The following is a 16,676-nucleotide window of genomic DNA, read 5'->3' on the forward strand; positions in this document are numbered from 1 at the left end:
CTCCCTGGATGGGCTCACCAGACTGTAATTCGGAGTAATGAATTGACAGTATTGTAAAACAAATCTGTTTTTTCTGAATAATTTACAGACACTAACCCCAATGGCAAACTTTTCCCACACTCCTCTTTCGAGTTTTTTTGAATAATTTGCTGACGCTAACATACCAGGATGCCGATGTTCCTGAAATCTACCTCCTTATATTACAGATTTTGCTTGTTTTAAGTATACATTAGGGAAGTTTTTATTTCCGTAAAATATTTTACATTTTCACTTAATTTACACCGGTTATTAAATTTTGCAGTTCCCAAAACGGGACTTTCCGTAATTGTTTCTGCTGGTAATTTAGAAAATTTTAAGGATTTGTTTAGAGGGGGTTTAGGAAATTGATGTAGAATTAGGGTAAAATACATTCATTAAACGGAGGGTGAATCATGAAAAAGGGTGTAAAGATTGCGTTTGTGCTGGTGGTTTTAGCGGTTGTTGTGGTAGTTTTTTTTTCCTATCGAGCAGTGATGGATAGAAAAAACTCCGAGCTTTCGGTTAAAACCGCTAAAGCTACCGTAGGGGATGTAGCGGCGTATCTTTCGGTTTCAGCGACAATCGAGTCCCAAAAGAAAAAAGATTATTATGCTCCTCAAGCTAAGGTAAAAAAGGTTTATGTTAAAGTAGGAGATAGGGTTAAAAAAGGTGATGTTTTAGTTACCTTTGAAACCCAGGATTATACTGCGCAAATCGAACAGGCCAAAATTCAGTATGATAATGCGGTGCTACAGCGGGATGAGCTTTATGCTCAGAAAAAGGAAATTGAAGATAAAATAAAAGAGCTTGATGCCCAAATAAGTAGCTTAGAAAAAAGCAATAATCAAGATGCGGCAAAGCTTGAAAGCTTAAAACAGCAAAGGGCTAATATCCAGCCGGTATCTGATGCCCGGATTAAGCAAGCGGAAAACTCGGTAAAGCTTGCCAAACTTGCCTTGGATAATGCCAAAAAAGCAGCAGCAGAGGTCCAGGACAAGATAACCGCCGACTTCTCCGGGGTGGTTACGGCGGTGAACGTGGTGGAAGGAGCTATGGCCAATGCCATGCAGCCGGCGGTGACCGTTATGGATCTTTCTAATTTAAAAGCGGTAGCAAAGCTTGGCCGGTTTGATGTGGCTAAAGTTTCTTTAGGGCAAAGAGTAATTTTACGTAATGGCAAAAAGAGCTACAATGGCGAAGTTAACTTTATTGAGCCGGTAGCCAGCACCACAATGAGTGCCTCGGGGCAGGAAAGCACTGTTGGGGTAGAAATTAAAATTTTAGATAAAAACCCTGATTTAAAGGTTGGTTTTGATGTGGATGCTGATATTTTAATAGGAAGCAAAACCGGGGTGGTAAAGGTGCCGGTGGAAGCAATACGCCAGGAAAAAGATAAAACCTCGGTATTTGTAGTCGAACAGGGGAAAGCAAAGCAAAAGGAAGTACAAACGGGTCTCTGGGCGGATGATGAAGTGGAAATTATTTCGGGGTTGACAGCAGGGGAAACGGTGATTTTAAACCCGGGATTAAAAGTTACTGATGGTGCTCCGGTAAGGCTTCCTTCCTCCAGCGAACCGGGAGGGCGGATGCAGTGATTGAATTAGTAGATGTAGTTAAAGAGTATGAAGTAGGGAAAGAGCGCTTTCGGGCTTTAAAAAATATTAATTTAAAGATAAAAGCCGGAGAGTTTACCTCGATTATGGGCCCGTCGGGGTCCGGTAAATCAACAATGATGAATATTTTAGGACTTCTTGATAGGGCGACAATCGGAAAATATTTTTTAGATGGTAGAGACGTATCGGTTTTATCCGATAGAGAATTAGCTTATATCAGAAACCGGGAAATAGGCTTTGTTTTTCAGGCGTTTAATTTAATTCCCCGGATGACGGTTTTAGACAATGTTATGCTGCCCATGGTTTATGCCCGTATCCCTGGAAAAGTGCGGCGGGAAAAAGCCCTTGAGGCTTTGGCCAAAGTAGGTCTTCTACATCGCATTAAACACTATCCCAATGAAATTTCCGGTGGGGAAAAGCAGCGGGTTGCCATTGCCCGGGCTATAGTTAATACCCCTAAAGTAATTTTAGCGGACGAGCCGACCGGGAACTTAGATTCCAAGTCTTCAGAGGAAATTATGAAAATTTTTCAGAAGTTAAATGATGAAGGGGTAACGATAGTGGTAGTTACCCACGAGCCGGATATTGCCCAGCATACCAAGAGGATAGTGCGTTTTCGTGATGGCCAAATAATATCCGACGAACCGGTAGTAAACCGGATTGTATTATAGGGGGGCTACTATGATTTATGAAAGCCTGAAAATGGCGCTGGAAAGTATTTTAGCCAATAAACTGCGGACGTTTTTAACTATGCTGGGGATAATTATCGGTATTAGCTCGGTTATTGCTATTGTTTCCCTGGGGCAGGGCGGGCAAAATGCTATTACCGGGGAGTTTGAAAAAATCGGGGTAGCCAGTGTCAACATCAAAGTTGATACTTCTAAAGCCAGTGCCGGTGACTATTTTACTTTGGATGACGTGGAAAAAATCAAAGAAAAAGTAGAAACGGTTAAATATGCGGCTATTGAGGTTCAGAAACAAGGGGTAGCAATAACTGACCAGAAAAACAAGCGGGCTGTAATTTTTGGAGGAACGCTGGATTCGTTTTATACTGATAATGTGGAAATCCTCTACGGAAGGTTTTTTAACGAACGGGAATTTAACGAAGGAATGGCAGTAGCAATAATTGACAGTAATGCCGCCAAAACCCTTTTTGGCTATGAAGATGCGGTAGGTAACACTTTAAAAATTGGTCCCGCGACCAACCCTAAAAAGGTCACTATTATTGGAGTTTCCAAGGGCTTCACCGGGCCTTTTGGCGGCGGTGACAACATGCCGGTTTTTGTAACGGTGCCGGTAACCTTTTTTCAGGGGCTATTTTCCGGCGAGGTAGTCTTTGATAGTATGACTATTATGGCTACTTCAAAGGATGCTGTCGAGGATGCCGGAAATGCGGCTATTCGCCTTTTAGAGGCCCGGCATAACAATGCGGGTAACGAAATTTATACGGCGCAAAATGTAATGCAGCAGCTTGAACAAATAAATAATGTCTTAGGCATCTTTACGGCGTTTATCGGAGCGGTAGCGGCTATTTCCCTCCTGGTTGGCGGTATCGGGGTTATGAATATCATGCTGGTGTCGGTTACCGAAAGGACTCGAGAAATAGGGATTAGAAAAGCCATAGGTGCGACTACCACCGATATTTTAATCCAATTTTTGATGGAATCAATAATTATTTCGTTGATTGGTGGATTAATTGGTATGTTTGTCGGCATTGCGGGGGCAAATATTGTTGGAAGTATGATAGGAGTAGTGCCGGCTTTATCGCTGACGGCGGTTTTAGGAGCAATTGTTTTTTCTTCGGCGGTGGGAATTTTCTTTGGGATATATCCGGCAAGAAAAGCGGCAAAGTTAGATCCGATTGAATCCTTACGGTATGAATAAAGGAGGTGCGGCCGGTGTCTTTAAAATTTCGTCTTATACTGTCTTATTTAGCAATGCTGGTGATACCCATTTTATTATCGGCGGTAGCCAGCTTTTTAGTGGGTTTAATTTATATTGGAGACGCCGGCCAGGCTTTTAATCTTCCCCATGGGCCTAAAGCCTTTCGGGAAGTTTTTCGCGAGCGTCAGAAGACAATTAATGAAATTAAATTAAGTATCTTAAAACAGCCGGAAAGGGCTTTAAGTATAAGTTTTTGGGCCGATGAGGAGAAAAAGCTTGTAAATCACCAAACTTATCTTGTGGTTAAAAAAGGAAAGGATTTAATTTATGTGTCAGAACTTCTGCGAGAACAAAAGCTTTTAGAGCAATTACCTGCTTTTGGGAATCCTGAAGAAGAAGGGGCAATAAGGGCGCCGGATGGGAAACGTTATTTATTAAAACAGGTTGATTTTTACTTTAATGATCAGACTCCGGGAAGTGTTTATTTTATTACCGATGTCGAAAATGTCCGGAAAATCATGATTCGCTTTAGCATTACCATGCTGGTAGTATTTCTTTTAATTTTAGTAGCTACTAACGGCACTTTAACTTTTCTTGTTTCCCGCAGTATTTTAAAACCTCTTTCCCAGCTTAAACAAGCTTCCGAACAGATAAAAAACGGCAATTTTGATTTTACGGTTAAAAACAATACTAAAGATGAAATAGGGGAGCTTTTTGTTGCTTTTGAGGAGATGCGGAAAAGGCTTAAAGAGTCGGAAGAAATAAAAAAGCAGTATGAAGAAAATCGCAAGGAACTAATAGCCAACATTTCCCATGACTTAAAAACACCAATTACTGCGATAAAAGGTTATGTGGAAGGAATCCGGGATGGGGTGGCGGACAGTCCGGAAAAGTTATCCCGGTATGTTGACACTATTTACCGCAAGGTTTTGGAAGTAGATGGGCTTATCGATGAGCTGTTTCTTTTTTCCAAGCTGGATTTAAAAAAGCTACCTTTTAATTTTGAAAAAGTTAATTTAAACCGCTACTTAAGCGATGTGGCCGAAGAATTGGAGTTTGATTTAAGAAAGAAGGGAATTGAACTTAAACTTTACCTGCCGGATAACCAGGTTTTTGTTTGGGCCGACCGCGAAAAACTAAAGCGAGTTATCAACAACATTGTGGATAATTCCGTTAAATTTATGGATAAAGAAAAGCCGCAGGTGGTTATTAATGTTAAAGATGGGGAAAAGCGGGTTATTATAGAAATTGCTGATAATGGCCGGGGAATACCGATTGATGCAGTACCGAAAATTTTTGAGCGTTTTTACCGGGTGGATTCAGCCCGTACAGGAACTGCCGGCTCGGGTCTGGGGCTATCAATTGCTGCTAAGATTATTGAAGAGCACGGTGGGGAGATTTGGGCCAATAGTGTTTTAAATGAGGGAACCACTATCAGTTTTACCTTGAAAAAACTGGGGGAAGGCGCATGAAAAAAGTGCTTATTATCGAAGATGACCGGAGTATTGCGGAACTTGAGCGGGATTATTTAGAAGTAGCGGGGTTTTTGGCGGAGATTGCAGTTCATGGTGACCAGGGCTTAAAAAAAGCTTTAGAAGAAGAGTATGATTTAATCTTATTGGATCTAATGCTTCCCGGAATAGACGGCTTTGAGGTTTTACGGGCGATTAGGGCCCAAAAGGATACGCCGGTCTTATTGGTTTCCGCCCGGAAAGAAGATATCGATAAGATCCGGGGGTTGGGGCTGGGAGCGGATGATTATATCACCAAGCCCTTTAGCCCCAGTGAACTGGTAGCCCGGGTAAAGGCTCATATTGCCCGCTATGAACGGTTGACCGGAGGGCGAAAAAACCAGGATTTATTGGAGTTTCCGGGTTTAGTGATTGATACTGCCGGGCGCCGGGTTTTTGTGGAAGAAAAAGAAGTTATATTGACGGGTAAAGAGTATGATTTACTGCTGTTTTTGGCAAAACACCCTAACCGGGTATTTAGCAAGGAGGCATTATTTGAACGAATTTGGGGGATGGATTCCCTGGGCGATTTATCCACAGTTACTGTGCATATTCGAAAACTTCGGGAAAAAATCGAAAAAGACCCTTCTAACCCCCAGTATATTGAAACCATCTGGGGTGTAGGCTACCGGTTTTGTGGTCTGTGGCAAATTAGAGATTAGAAGTTGGAAGTTGGAGGTTAGAGGGAAAAATTCATGTCGATCGGTCATTACGTTTGCTGTCTTTTAACCGGCCGGCTTTTTTGGCGGCTTCCCGAAGTAAATATTCAATGTTTTGCCAACCACCGACGACCGAACACCTACCACTATTTACAGCCGCACTTTTTCCATAGCAATGCGGTACATTTGTTCTTTTTTGTTAAGGGGAACGTTGGGGATATAGTCTCGTTTCGTTAAGGTTAAAGCTTCTTTTTTGCAGGATGAAACACAAACGCCGCAGCCAAGGCAGAGCTCTTTGTTTAAGACCGCTTTTTTACTTTTGGGGTTGCCGGGCTCCCGCTCCACCAAGGATAAAGCATGAACCTGACATCTTTTGACGCAACTGCCACAACCCACGCATTTTTCTTCTTCAATATTTAAGATAAAGCTTGACGGTTCAATAGACATAACCTGATGTTCGTTAATGGCTCTTAATACCCCGCAGCAGCAACCGCAGCAGTTACAAATGTAGGCGGGTTTATTTTGGACATTATCCACCGAGTGAACCAGGCCCAGGTCTTTGGATTTTTTTAGAACCTCTAAAAGCTCATCGACCGTTGCCGGGCGGGCAAAGCCCCGACGAATAAGCCAGTCGGCAGCCCCTCCGAGAGAAATGCAAATGTCTTCAACTGGAGCTCCAACCTTGCAGGTATTGCCAAGATGTTCCTGCTGGTGGCGGCAGTAGCACAAGGTGAGCGCACCGCCACCGGCAGCTTTTACAATTTCCGTGGCTCGCTCGTAAGATACGATTTCGGTTTTAACTTCGTCGTTTATCGCTTCTTCATAAGGTAGGGCCCGAAACATTTTGGTGGGGCTTCCAAAAAACTCTTCCGGTACCCCGGGCTCGTGGTGGTAAGCTTCAAAAAGCTCGGCCAGGTCTTTCAAGGGAAGATTGGGGTCTACTCGCATAAAGGTGTATTCAAAAAAGCCTACAACCGTAGGGGTGAGCATGTAGTAAGTTTCATTGTTACGCACAACGTCAATTACCAGGCCTTTATTGGCCATGTTTTCAAGATATCCCTTTAACTCATTGGGATTAATGCCGGTTGCGGCTGACAGTTTTTCTAAGGTAACAAAACCGGCGGGGAATTTGCTGCCAATTTCTGCTTCCTGTTCGGTATAGAGCGTCTTTAATATTTTCATTAAAGTTTCGGAAAAAGGTGCTCCTACCGGGTTTTTATGAAGCCTTGCCGCTAAAGCTTTATAAACTTCTTCTTTGGAAAACCCAAGATGTCCCATACCAAAACCTCCTGAATATTAAGAATATTATTAAAACTGTATTCGCTAAAAAATAATGAATGCCTTTTCAATCTTAAAGTTTTTTTAAAATTATTTAATAACAGGGAGATTTAAAAGGTAGATACTAACACCGATGGCTATACCCGCTAAGAGCAGTTCAACATAAAAAACTTCCACAAAAAAGAAAATTGAAACTAAGATGGATAGGTTTAGCATTATAATGGAAACTGCTTTGGCTTTTTTAGAAATTGCCCGCTTTTCCTCCCAGTGGCGGATAGCCTGGCCAAAACGGGGATGATTTAAAAGCCACTGATGGAGCCGTTTGGAACTACGGGCAAAAAAATAGGCTGCCAGCAGGATTAATGGGGTGGTAGGTAAAACGGGTAAAAATATTCCTAAGATTCCAAGAGCAAGGGAAAAAATACCTAATATTAGATAGAGAGTTTGCAGCATGACGACCTCCTGCGGGGTAAACTAAATCTACGATTATTATAACAAATTTCGGCAAGATAATAATATCGGGGGGAGTAGGATGAAGGTTGAACCGGGGTATATTTCTCTTTTTAAAACCGGTGAACTTAAAAACCGGGTTGAGTGTTTAGATAAGCTGTTAACCAACTGCGCTGTTTGCCCCCACCACTGCGGTGTAGATCGGTTCCGGGGAGAGCGGGGTTTTTGCGGGGGAGGATATTTGCCGGTGGTGGCAAGTTATGGACCGCATTTTGGAGAAGAAAGGGTTTTGGTGGGGGAACATGGTTCCGGCACAATCTTTTTTAGCCACTGTACTTTAAAATGTGTTTTCTGCCAGAACTGTGAGATAAGTCAGTACGGCGAAGGGGAGGAAGTTACGCCCCAAGATTTAGCCGAGATAATGCTTATTTTACAAAGGAAAGGATGCCACAATATCAATTTAGTTTCCCCCACCCATTTTGTGCCGGCAATTGTAGAAGCCGTCCTTATAGCTGCCCGGGAAGGGCTTATGATACCGCTTGTATATAATACCAGCGGCTATGAAAGGGTTGAGACTTTACGTTTGTTAGAAGGTATAGTTGATATATATATGCCGGATATTAAATTTGGGGATGATGAAATCGGGAAAAAATATGCCAAAGCGCCGGGATATTTTGAAATTACTAAAAAAGCGGTATTAGAAATGGAGCGGCAGGTAGGGGGGTTAAAACTGGATGAGAAAGGGATAGCTTTTCGGGGAGTATTAATTCGCCATTTAATTTTACCGGACAACTTAGCAAAAACTGATAAAGTCTTAGAGTTTATTGCCAGTGAATTATCCAAAGATGTGGCAGTAAATTTAATGGACCAGTACTGGCCGGCTCATAAAGCTTACAGTTTTAGTGAACTTTCCCGGAGGATTACCGGGGAAGAATATCACTACTGGCTTTCCTTTGGGAAAAAACTTAAGCTTAATTTAATTAAATAGCCCAGGCATAAAAGATAAAAAGCAAAAAGGGCAGTCCGGCACATGGACTTGCCCTTTTTATAAATTATCCTTCATCAAAAATTTGCTGTTTAAAGATTTGGGATCTTTCTTGCTGGTCGTTATCATTGTTCTTTATACGCTTTAACCACAGCGGGTGACGATGCTCGGCATATTCCAAACTTACTTTTCCGGTAAACATGCTGGGTATGAGGTTTCGGTTTTCCCGAAAAAGAATAAAGGCTAACAAATGGGCGAAGATCCCGAGTCCCAATAAAAAGGAGGAGATGTTATGCAAAGTAGTTGCCAGCCAAACAAGTTTTGGGTTAAGGCTTATACCTGGCAGATTTTTGTATACCTTGATCATGCCGGTTAATACTATGAGCAAGAAATTAAAAGCCATATATGCATAGGCAAGACGCTGTTCGGCAAGGTATTTATCGCTGGGGGGTTCGGGTTTTTTCGTTATTAAACTTTTTATAATTAAATAAGATTCCCTTATGTCGCCCCGGCGTGGCCAGAGGTCGAAATCCCGGGTAATTATTTTACTGGCCAAATGAAAAAATAAGGCAAAAGTTAAAACCGCTGCGGCCAGGTAGTGAAGCTTCAGGGTAAAGCTATAATCGGCTGACCAGCTAAGACCCGGAAGGGTAGAAATAAAATACCTTTTTGCTACCGGCAACTGCACAAAGCCCGTAAAAAACAATGTAAAAGTTGATAAAGCTACCAGCCAATGGGTCATAATTGCCGAGAAATCATGCCTCTTAATCATTTTCATGTTTACTTCCCTCCCTGGTAAAAGTCTTGTAGGCGGTAATACCTGCTGTCAAAAGGCCAGCCAAGGGAGCAAGAGCAAGGCTTTTAACAAGGTGTTCCGGAGCATCGGAAGGATTATCGGTAAATGTAGGCATTGCTGGTTTCCCAGATTTTTTGTCCCCTGCTCCTTGCTTTATTAGGGCTTCATTTATTTCTGAAAACGGAATATGGGAAACGTATAAAACAGAAGTTCCACCGTTTTCTTTATCGCCGTATATGTAGCCATTTATTTCTTTGGCCCGTTCCCTGGCTAATTTAATTATTTCTTCTTTTGTTCCAAAGGTTATTGCTCCGTTAGGACACGATTCGACACATGCCGGAACCTTGCCTGCTGTAAGGCGGTGATGGCAAAAATCGCATTTGTACATCACGCCACCGCCAAGAAGGCCAGGGGCAATTTTCATGTAAAGACCAACTCCCCCCTGACGCTGGGGTATGCCCCAGGGGCAGACTGCCTGGCACTTGGCGCCGCCCAGGCAACTGCTGTCATCTATAACCACTGCGCCTTCCGGAGTTTGGGTATTTGCTCCAAAAGGACAAAGGTTGGCGCAGGGAGGATTATCACAGTGCATGCAGTGCCGGGGGATATTTATTTTTTCAATCTGGCCATTCCTTAAAATCTCAACTGTTTGAACTATGGTCCAATTATAGGGCGTTAATCGGTCGCGAACCTCTCGCTTATCAGACCAGTCATCGTACTTTCCGGTAGGCCAGTTTACCGGTATCGGGTGGACCGGTTCTGGAAATTTATGACGGTTTTCTTCCCGGCAGGCTAAAACGCAGCTTTCACAACCGGTACATTTAGTCAGGTCAATCATCATGGCATACTTTTTTTGGGTATTGGGAGAAGCGTGGCTGGGTTTTGCATGAAGGGCAACTGCTCCGGCTGCTCCGGCGATTAAGCTTTTTCGTAGAAACTCCCGACGAGACATTTTCTTTTGCTGCATTTTTCTTACCTCCTTTACCTGATAAGAATTTTGCAATTTACGATTATATTTATAAAAAATTACGCTGTCAATAAAAATGACATAATTACATAATTTTAAAAATTTTAAAAATATTTATTAAACCAGGCTTTAAGGAAAATATAGATTGGGTTTTAGAATACTAAGAATTTCCACCGGTTAAATTAAATTCTGGAAGTGCTGCGGCAAACTTTTGGAAACGGGTGGAGGTTATAAAAATGGCTGAAGATAAGCTTTCCATTGACATTTTGTCTCCGGAAGCAGTAACTAAAAAAGCCGAAACCATTGGGGTAAAAAAGGCGAGAAATGCTTTAAGGAGTACGGTAATGCTGGGGGTGCTGGCTGGAGCATTTATTGCGATGGCGGGGGAGTTCTATACTTTAGCGGTAGTTGATACCGGCCTTGGATTTTCTCTGACAAAATTAATTGGTGGTTTTGTATTTTCCCTGGGGCTTATTTTAGTAGTGGTAACTGGTGCTGAACTTTTTACGGGAAATACCCTCTTAATCATAGCTTACATGACGAGAAAAATTACTCTGAAAGAATTAATGAGGAACTGGGTTTTGGTTTACCTGGGGAATTTTATTGGAGCGGTTGGAATTGCGGTGTTAGTTTTTTACGCTAAACAGTACACCTTAAAGGAGTATCATTTTGCGCTGGAGGCTTTAAAAATTGCCCAGGGAAAGCTTGCCAATGATTTTTTTACTGCATTAGTGCGTGGGATTTTAGCTAATCTATTGGTGGTAATGGCTGTCTGGCTGTCTTATGCTGGAAGAAGTCTTGCGGATAAATTTTTAGCGGTAATCCTGCCTGTTTCAGCGTTTGTGGCTTCGGGATTTGAACATTCAATTGCCAATATGTATTTTGTACCTTTTGCTATTTTTATAAAAAGTCTACCGGAAGTAATTGGTGCCTTACAAAAATCAGGTTATAGAGGTGATATTTCTACTATTACCTGGGCAAATTTTTTGGTAAAAAACCTAATCCCAGTAACCATTGGGAATATTATTGGCGGAGGCTTTTTGGTGGGGCTTGTTTACTGGTTTGTGTATTTGTATAAGCGAAAGTGATGTAATATAATAAAATAATAGTTTGTTTTGAGGGGAGAGGAGATTTTTGCAGGTAGTATCGTCTATAAAGAGAAGTTTTAAAATCTACAGCGGCCTTCCCAAAAGCATCTATGTTTTGTTTATTGCCAATATTGTTAATAATATGGGTAATTTTGTCTGGCCTTTTTTAACCATGCTTTTTACCCGGAAACTGGGACTGGGAGCGGAAAAGGCTGGGTTAATAGTTACGTTAGCTATTTTGCTTCAATTACCCGGAGCAGCTTTTGCCGGGAAGATTGCCGATAAGATAGGCCGGAAAAAAGTCTTAGTAATTTTTCAAGGCCTTGCCGGTTTACTGTTTATTCCGGCGGCGTTTATGCCTGGCCCTTATGAGGTGGCTTTCTTTGTAATTATCTCTGGATTTTTCTGGGGAGGAATACAGCCGGTAAGCCGGGCGCTTATTACTGACCTAACTCGGGGAGAAGAAAGGATTCGAGCCTTTTCTCTAACTTATCTCGGGGTAAACATTGGTTTTGCCCTGGGCCCCCTTTTGGCGGGTTTTCTTTATGCCTACGGGATAAAGGTTATTTTCCTGGGGAATGCCTTCTCTTGCCTTGCTTCTTCGCTGTTATCGGCATTTTTTGTGGAGGAACCGTTTAATCCTTCTGAGGCTAAAAATAGTTTAGAAGCGCCGGTAAAGGGTGGACTAATCGATGTATTAAAGCTTAGACCTTCTTTGTTTTTCTTTTCACTGATCTGGTTTATATATTCTTTTGTTTATGTCCAGTCGACTTTCGGGATGTCTTTAACGGTGACGGATTTATTTGGGGAGTTAACCGGGGCTAAGGTGTTAGGAAGTTTGATGACGGTAAATGGGCTGGGGGTAGTGCTTTTAACCGGGCCCCTTACCAAAATCTTTGAGCACCGGGAGCCTTTAACAGCGGTATATATCTCGGGACTTCTTTATGCTCTTGGTTTTGGTATGCTTGCCTTTGTGAAAAGTTATCTCTGGCTTTTAATTTCGGCCTTAATCTGGACTGCCGGGGAAGTGGCGGGAGCGGTTACGGTAAATGTTTATATTTCCGACCGTACTCCTGTAACCCATCGAGGACGGGTAAACGCCTTTTTACATATCATGTCCCGGGCGGGTTTTTCGGCGGGTCCTGTAGCAATGGGAGCGGTAGCCTCGTTATATGGATTAAAACTTTTATGGCTTCTTTCCGGAGTACTGGCTTTAACAGGAGCGATAGCGGTCTTATATTTACGGCAACTGGAGGGGTCTTGGTGAAACTAAACTTAATTGCTACTGCTGCTTTCGGTTTGGAGTCGGTGGTGGCGTTAGAATTAAAAAATCTTGGGATTAACGATGTCATGGTGGAAAATGGGAAGGTGCAGTTTTTTGGGGATTATTCTACTATTGCCCGGACCAATCTCTGGCTTCGGACTGCTGACAGGGTTTTAATAAAAGCAGGGGAGTTTTATGCTGAAAGCTTTGAGGAGCTTTTTGAAAAAACCAAAGCATTACCCTGGGAGGAGTTTTTACCGGAAAACGCAAATTTTCCGGTAACCGGTAAAGCTGTTAGGTCCAGGCTTATGAGCGTTTCCGACTGTCAGGCAATTGTAAAAAAAGCCATTGTGGAGAGATTAAAGGGTAAGTACCGTCTTAACTGGTTTCCGGAGGATGGGCCGGAGTTTAAGATCGAAGTTTCTTTGTTAAAAGATTTAGCAACCCTTACCATTGATACCAGCGGTGCCGGTTTACATAAACGGGGTTACCGAAAATTAACCGGCCGGGCACCTTTGCGGGAAACTCTGGCGGCAGCTCTGGTAATTCTTTCCCGCTGGCGGGAAGACCGGGCTTTGGCTGACCCTTTTTGCGGCTCCGGCACCATACCGGTGGAAGCGGCTTTAATTGGGCTAAATATTGCGCCGGGAGTAAACCGGGAGTTCGCCTTTACCAAATGGCCCTGGTTTCCTAAAAAAGAATTGGAGCTTGCCAGGGAAGAAGCAAGGAGCAAGCAGCGTAACCTTAAGCTTTTAATTTACGGCAGCGATATATCAGAAGATGAATTAAGTTATGCCCGCTATCATGCCAAAGCTGCAGGAGTAGAAAAGAGCATCAGGTTTTTTAAAAAAGATTTCCGGGAAGTTAAATTTGCTGAAGAGTATGGCTGGCTAATTTCTAATTTACCCTACGGGGAGAGAATTGGGGATGGGCGGGAAGTGGAGAAACTTTACCGGGAATTAAAAATCTTAAGGGAGAAACTTCCCACCTGGTCTTTTTATTTTTTAAGCAGTCATCCGGCTTTTGAAAAACTTTATGGCAGAAAAGCGGATAAACGGCGTAAGCTTTATAACGGGAAGATTGAAACCCACTTTTACCAGTTCTTTGGGCCCAAATCACCAAAAATTATACTTTAAATTATAATAATTTAGGGTATAATTATTATGAGGTGGTTTTATGAAGTTTGTTAACCGGGACGAAGAGCTTTCCTTTTTAAAAAAAGAATATTACCGTCAGGGTTCTTCCCTGGTGGTGATTTACGGGCGCCGCAGAGTGGGGAAGACAACTCTTATAAAAGAATTTATAAAAGATAAACCTGCTCTTTATTTTTTAGCAACCGAGGAATCAGAAAATGAAAACAGGAAAGCATTAATTAAATTACTTGGTCAATTTTTAAATAATGAGCTTATTTTAAAAAGTGATTTGAGCTGGGAAGAGATATTTAAATTTTTTGTAAAAGATGATGAAAAAAGAGTTCTGGTCATTGATGAGTTTCAATATTTAGGCGTGGCCAATAGGGCTTTTCCATCGATTTTGCAAAAGATCTGGGATAGTTTTTTAAAAGAGAAAAATATTATGCTTATTTTATGTGGTTCTTTAATAAGTTTAATGGAATCCCAAACCCTTTCTTATAGTAGTCCTCTTTATGGTAGAAGAACGGGACAAATTAAATTACAATCAATTAACTTTTTACACATGCCAGAATTTTTTCCCGGGAAAAACTGGGAAGAAGTTTTAGAAATATATGCAGTTACCGGCGGCACTCCTAAATATATTGAAGTTTTTCAGGAAGAAAAAGATATTTATCAAGCTATTGCTAAAAATATTTTAAGTAAAAATAGTTTTTTATATGAAGAACCAGTATTTTTACTGGAAAAGGAATTAAGAGATATTGGTAGCTACTTTTCTATAGCAAAAAGCATTGCTGCCGGAAATCACAAGTTAGGGGCGTTAGCTACTGCGTTAGGAATTTCGCAGACCGGTCTTACGAAATACTTAAAAACTTTGATTGAATTAGATATTTTAGAAAGAATTACTCCTATTACCGAAGATAATCCCGAAAAGAGTAAAAAAGGGTTATATTTTTTAAAAGATAATTTTTTGGACTTTTGGTTTAAATTTGTTTATCCTTATAAAAGTTTTCTTGAAATTAACGAAAAAGAATTTGTTTTAAGGAAAATCCGGGAAAGTTTTATTGAAAAGCATCTAAGCTTTGTATTTGAAAAAGTTTGCCAGGAACTCCTCAGGTATTTAGTGAAAAGGGGAGACTTAAACACAGAATATACAAAAATAGGAAAATGGTGGGATAGACAAACCGAAATTGATGTAGTTGGGCTTAATAAGGATTCGGGAGAAATTATCTTTGGTGAATGCAAATACCAGAATCGTAAAGTTGGTTATGAAGTTTATAGCAATTTAATTGCAAAAGCTCAAAAAGTACAGTGGGATAAAGGAAAGCGAAAAGAGAGTTTTATAATTTTCAGTAAAGAAGGGTTTTCTTCTGAACTTATTGAAGTGGCTAAAAAAAATAAAAATTTATATTTATTTGATTTTAAAAATTTTTCATTAGTTTAAAAAGGGCTACCGAAAAGGTAGCCTTTTTTTATAGAGAGGTACACTGTTTTCAATATCCTTCATATATGTTATTATTGATAAAAAAATTTTGGGGGAGCGGGGAATGAGTCAGTACTACCGGGGGGTTTTACTTACTTTTTTATCGGCGGCGGGCTTTGGTTTACTTCCGATTTTTGCGGTGTTTGCGTATAAGGAGGGGGCTTCGCCCTATACGCTGCTTTTTTGGCGGTTTTTCTTGGCGGGGCTTATTTTTCAGGTTTATAACTATTATGTTCATAAGGGTTTTGGCATTACCAAAAAAGAGATTTTATATGTTTTGGTAATGGGTGTTTTATATACAATGCAGTCAAGTTTCTTTTTTCTTTCGGTAAAATACATTTCAGCATCGCTGACATCGCTAATCTTTTATACCTACCCGGCGCTGGTGGCGATTTTATCAAGCATAGTCTATAAAGACCGGCTGGGGTTAAAAGGATTTATTGCGGTAGCCTTGGCTTTTGCCGGGCTAATTTTGGTTTTGGGGAATATAAGCGGCAAATTAAATCTAACTGGGGTATTTTTTGCTCTGGCTACGGCGTTAGTTTATTCGGTTTATATAACGCTGGGGAAAAAGGTTTTAGCACAAATTCCCTCTCTAACCGCCAGCAGTTTTATTGCAGTTTTTGCGGCGATGTGTTTCCTGGTGGTCGGTTCATTAAGCGGCACTCTTGATTTTCTGCCGCCGGAAAAAGTGTGGTTTTCAATTTCCGGAATTGTAGTATTTTCTACCCTTCTTGCAATGTTTACTTTTTTTCGGGGAATTGAGCTTTTAGGACCGGCCCGTGCTTCGATTATTAGCATGTTTGAACCGGTGGTAACGGTTATTTTTGCGGCATTGTTATTTTCCGAAAAATTAACCCCCGGACAAATTGCCGGGGGCGTGCTGGTGCTTCTCGGAGCTTATTTAGTAGCCAAAGTAGAAAAATAGGGACGGTCCCCTTTTTTATACTTAAAGTATAGTTTTAGGGACTGTCCCCAAATTACTACTTTGTAGGGACGGGGGGAGTAAAGACCCGCTGGGCAAGTTCGGCATCCAAAGCGTAAATGGCATGCTGGTCATTTTGAATCCGGGAGAGTTTCTTTACCAGGTTCCCAAAAGTCTCCTCTTCCTCCATCTGCTCATCGATAAACCATTTTAAAAAGCTTATCGTGGCGTGCTCTTTTTCTTCCATAGCAATATCGCTTAAAGCGTAAATACGTTTGGTGACCAGCTGCTCGTGTTCGTAAGCTTTGGTGAACACGTCCAAGATAGAAGCGTACTCGTTTTGGGGCTGGTCGATACCGGAAATCACAATCCGGCCACCCCGCTGGTTTATGTAGTCAAAAAACTTCATGGCATGGAAGGTTTCTTCCTGGACCTGTACCCGAAAGAAATTGGCAAAACCATCTAACCCCTGGTCGTGGCAGTAAGCGGCCATGGCCAGATAAAGATGAGCCGAATAAAACTCCCATTTAAGCTGTTCATTTAAAGCGTCTAAAAGTTTTTGACTAAGCATAGACATACCTCCCTTGGTGGAAATTGTTGAATTAAGTATAACATTAATTAAGGG

16 protein-coding genes are annotated in these 16,676 nt (G+C 41.5%); 11 read left to right on the forward strand and 5 right to left on the reverse strand.

Translation table 11 applies throughout. The annotated features are described in order from the left end of the window. The first annotated feature begins 431 nt into the window (after positions 1 to 431). Genes ciss_RS06015 through ciss_RS06035 form a run of 5 tightly spaced genes read left to right on the forward strand, consistent with a single transcriptional unit; the run spans position 432 to position 5,688 of the window. On the forward strand, positions 432 to 1,613 hold the full coding sequence (locus ciss_RS06015) for an efflux RND transporter periplasmic adaptor subunit (protein WP_075865384.1): 1,182 nt from the start codon (positions 432 to 434) through the stop codon (positions 1,611 to 1,613). Then, positions 1,610 to 2,302, forward strand: coding sequence for an ABC transporter ATP-binding protein (locus tag ciss_RS06020; protein WP_075865385.1), 693 nt, complete (start codon positions 1,610 to 1,612; stop codon positions 2,300 to 2,302). The genes ciss_RS06015 and ciss_RS06020 overlap by 4 nt, the downstream gene beginning before the upstream one ends. 10 nt (positions 2,303 to 2,312) lie before the next feature. Then, positions 2,313 to 3,515: an ABC transporter permease gene (locus ciss_RS06025; protein WP_075865386.1), complete on the forward strand. Its 1,203-nt coding sequence runs from the start codon at positions 2,313 to 2,315 to the stop codon at positions 3,513 to 3,515. A 14-nt stretch (positions 3,516 to 3,529) separates the two neighbouring features. Next, positions 3,530 to 4,987: a sensor histidine kinase gene (locus ciss_RS06030; protein ID WP_075865387.1), complete on the forward strand. Its 1,458-nt coding sequence runs from the start codon at positions 3,530 to 3,532 to the stop codon at positions 4,985 to 4,987. After that, positions 4,984 to 5,688 carry a response regulator transcription factor gene (locus tag ciss_RS06035; protein ID WP_075865388.1) on the forward strand — a complete coding sequence of 235 codons (705 nt, stop codon included), beginning with the start codon at positions 4,984 to 4,986 and terminating at the stop codon, positions 5,686 to 5,688. The genes ciss_RS06030 and ciss_RS06035 overlap by 4 nt, the downstream gene beginning before the upstream one ends. A gap of 147 nt (positions 5,689 to 5,835) precedes the next feature. Here ciss_RS06035 and ciss_RS06040 read toward each other — a convergent pair whose 3' ends face one another. Beyond that, entirely contained in the window at positions 5,836 to 6,963 is a 1,128-nt protein-coding gene (locus ciss_RS06040; protein WP_075865389.1) for a 4Fe-4S binding protein, read from the reverse strand. A gap of 90 nt (positions 6,964 to 7,053) precedes the next feature. Further along, on the reverse strand, positions 7,054 to 7,416 hold the full coding sequence (locus ciss_RS06045; RefSeq protein WP_077177475.1) for a YbaN family protein: 363 nt from the start codon (positions 7,414 to 7,416) through the stop codon (positions 7,054 to 7,056). 79 nt (positions 7,417 to 7,495) lie between these two features. Between ciss_RS06045 and ciss_RS06050 the strand changes: the two genes are divergently transcribed. Further along, on the forward strand, positions 7,496 to 8,401 hold the full coding sequence (locus ciss_RS06050) for a radical SAM protein (protein WP_075865390.1): 906 nt from the start codon (positions 7,496 to 7,498) through the stop codon (positions 8,399 to 8,401). Positions 8,402 to 8,465: 64 nt separating this feature from the next. On the opposite strand, the gene ciss_RS06055 is transcribed toward ciss_RS06050, so the two are convergent. Both ciss_RS06055 and ciss_RS06060 read right to left on the reverse strand, forming a co-directional pair. After that, entirely contained in the window at positions 8,466 to 9,176 is a 711-nt protein-coding gene (locus ciss_RS06055) for a formate dehydrogenase subunit gamma (RefSeq protein WP_075865391.1), read from the reverse strand. Continuing rightward, a complete protein-coding gene (locus tag ciss_RS06060) occupies positions 9,163 to 10,161 on the reverse strand; it encodes a 4Fe-4S dicluster domain-containing protein (protein WP_174574965.1) in 999 nt (332 codons plus the stop codon). The genes ciss_RS06055 and ciss_RS06060 overlap by 14 nt, the downstream gene beginning before the upstream one ends. Before the next feature lie 236 nt (positions 10,162 to 10,397). Here ciss_RS06060 and ciss_RS06065 point away from each other — a divergent pair, with 236 nt between their 5' ends. The 5 genes from ciss_RS06065 to ciss_RS06085 all read left to right on the forward strand — a co-directional run bounded on the left by ciss_RS06065 (position 10,398) and on the right by ciss_RS06085 (position 16,054). After that, a complete protein-coding gene (locus ciss_RS06065) occupies positions 10,398 to 11,249 on the forward strand; it encodes a formate/nitrite transporter family protein (protein WP_075865392.1) in 852 nt (283 codons plus the stop codon). A 46-nt stretch (positions 11,250 to 11,295) separates the two neighbouring features. Next, positions 11,296 to 12,516, forward strand: a complete 1,221-nt coding sequence (locus ciss_RS06070) for an MFS transporter (RefSeq protein WP_075865393.1) — start codon at positions 11,296 to 11,298, stop codon at positions 12,514 to 12,516. Next, positions 12,510 to 13,649: a THUMP domain-containing class I SAM-dependent RNA methyltransferase gene (locus tag ciss_RS06075; protein WP_075865394.1), complete on the forward strand. Its 1,140-nt coding sequence runs from the start codon at positions 12,510 to 12,512 to the stop codon at positions 13,647 to 13,649. The genes ciss_RS06070 and ciss_RS06075 overlap by 7 nt, the downstream gene beginning before the upstream one ends. A 40-nt stretch (positions 13,650 to 13,689) precedes the next feature. After that, positions 13,690 to 15,087, forward strand: a complete 1,398-nt coding sequence (locus ciss_RS06080; protein WP_075865395.1) for an ATP-binding protein — start codon at positions 13,690 to 13,692, stop codon at positions 15,085 to 15,087. Positions 15,088 to 15,190: 103 nt separating this feature from the next. Beyond that, positions 15,191 to 16,054, forward strand: coding sequence for a DMT family transporter (locus ciss_RS06085; RefSeq protein WP_075865396.1), 864 nt, complete (start codon positions 15,191 to 15,193; stop codon positions 16,052 to 16,054). Positions 16,055 to 16,109: 55 nt separating this feature from the next. Here the strand turns inward: ciss_RS06085 and ciss_RS06090 are convergent, their stop codons facing one another. Then, complete coding sequence (locus tag ciss_RS06090; RefSeq protein ID WP_075865397.1) at positions 16,110 to 16,622, reverse strand: ferritin; 513 nt, start codon at positions 16,620 to 16,622, stop codon at positions 16,110 to 16,112. Between the last annotated feature and the right edge of the window lie 54 nt (positions 16,623 to 16,676).

Origin of the sequence: Carboxydothermus islandicus (assembly GCF_001950325.1) — a bacterium.
Lineage (GTDB): Bacteria > Bacillota > Z-2901 > Carboxydothermales > Carboxydothermaceae > Carboxydothermus > Carboxydothermus islandicus.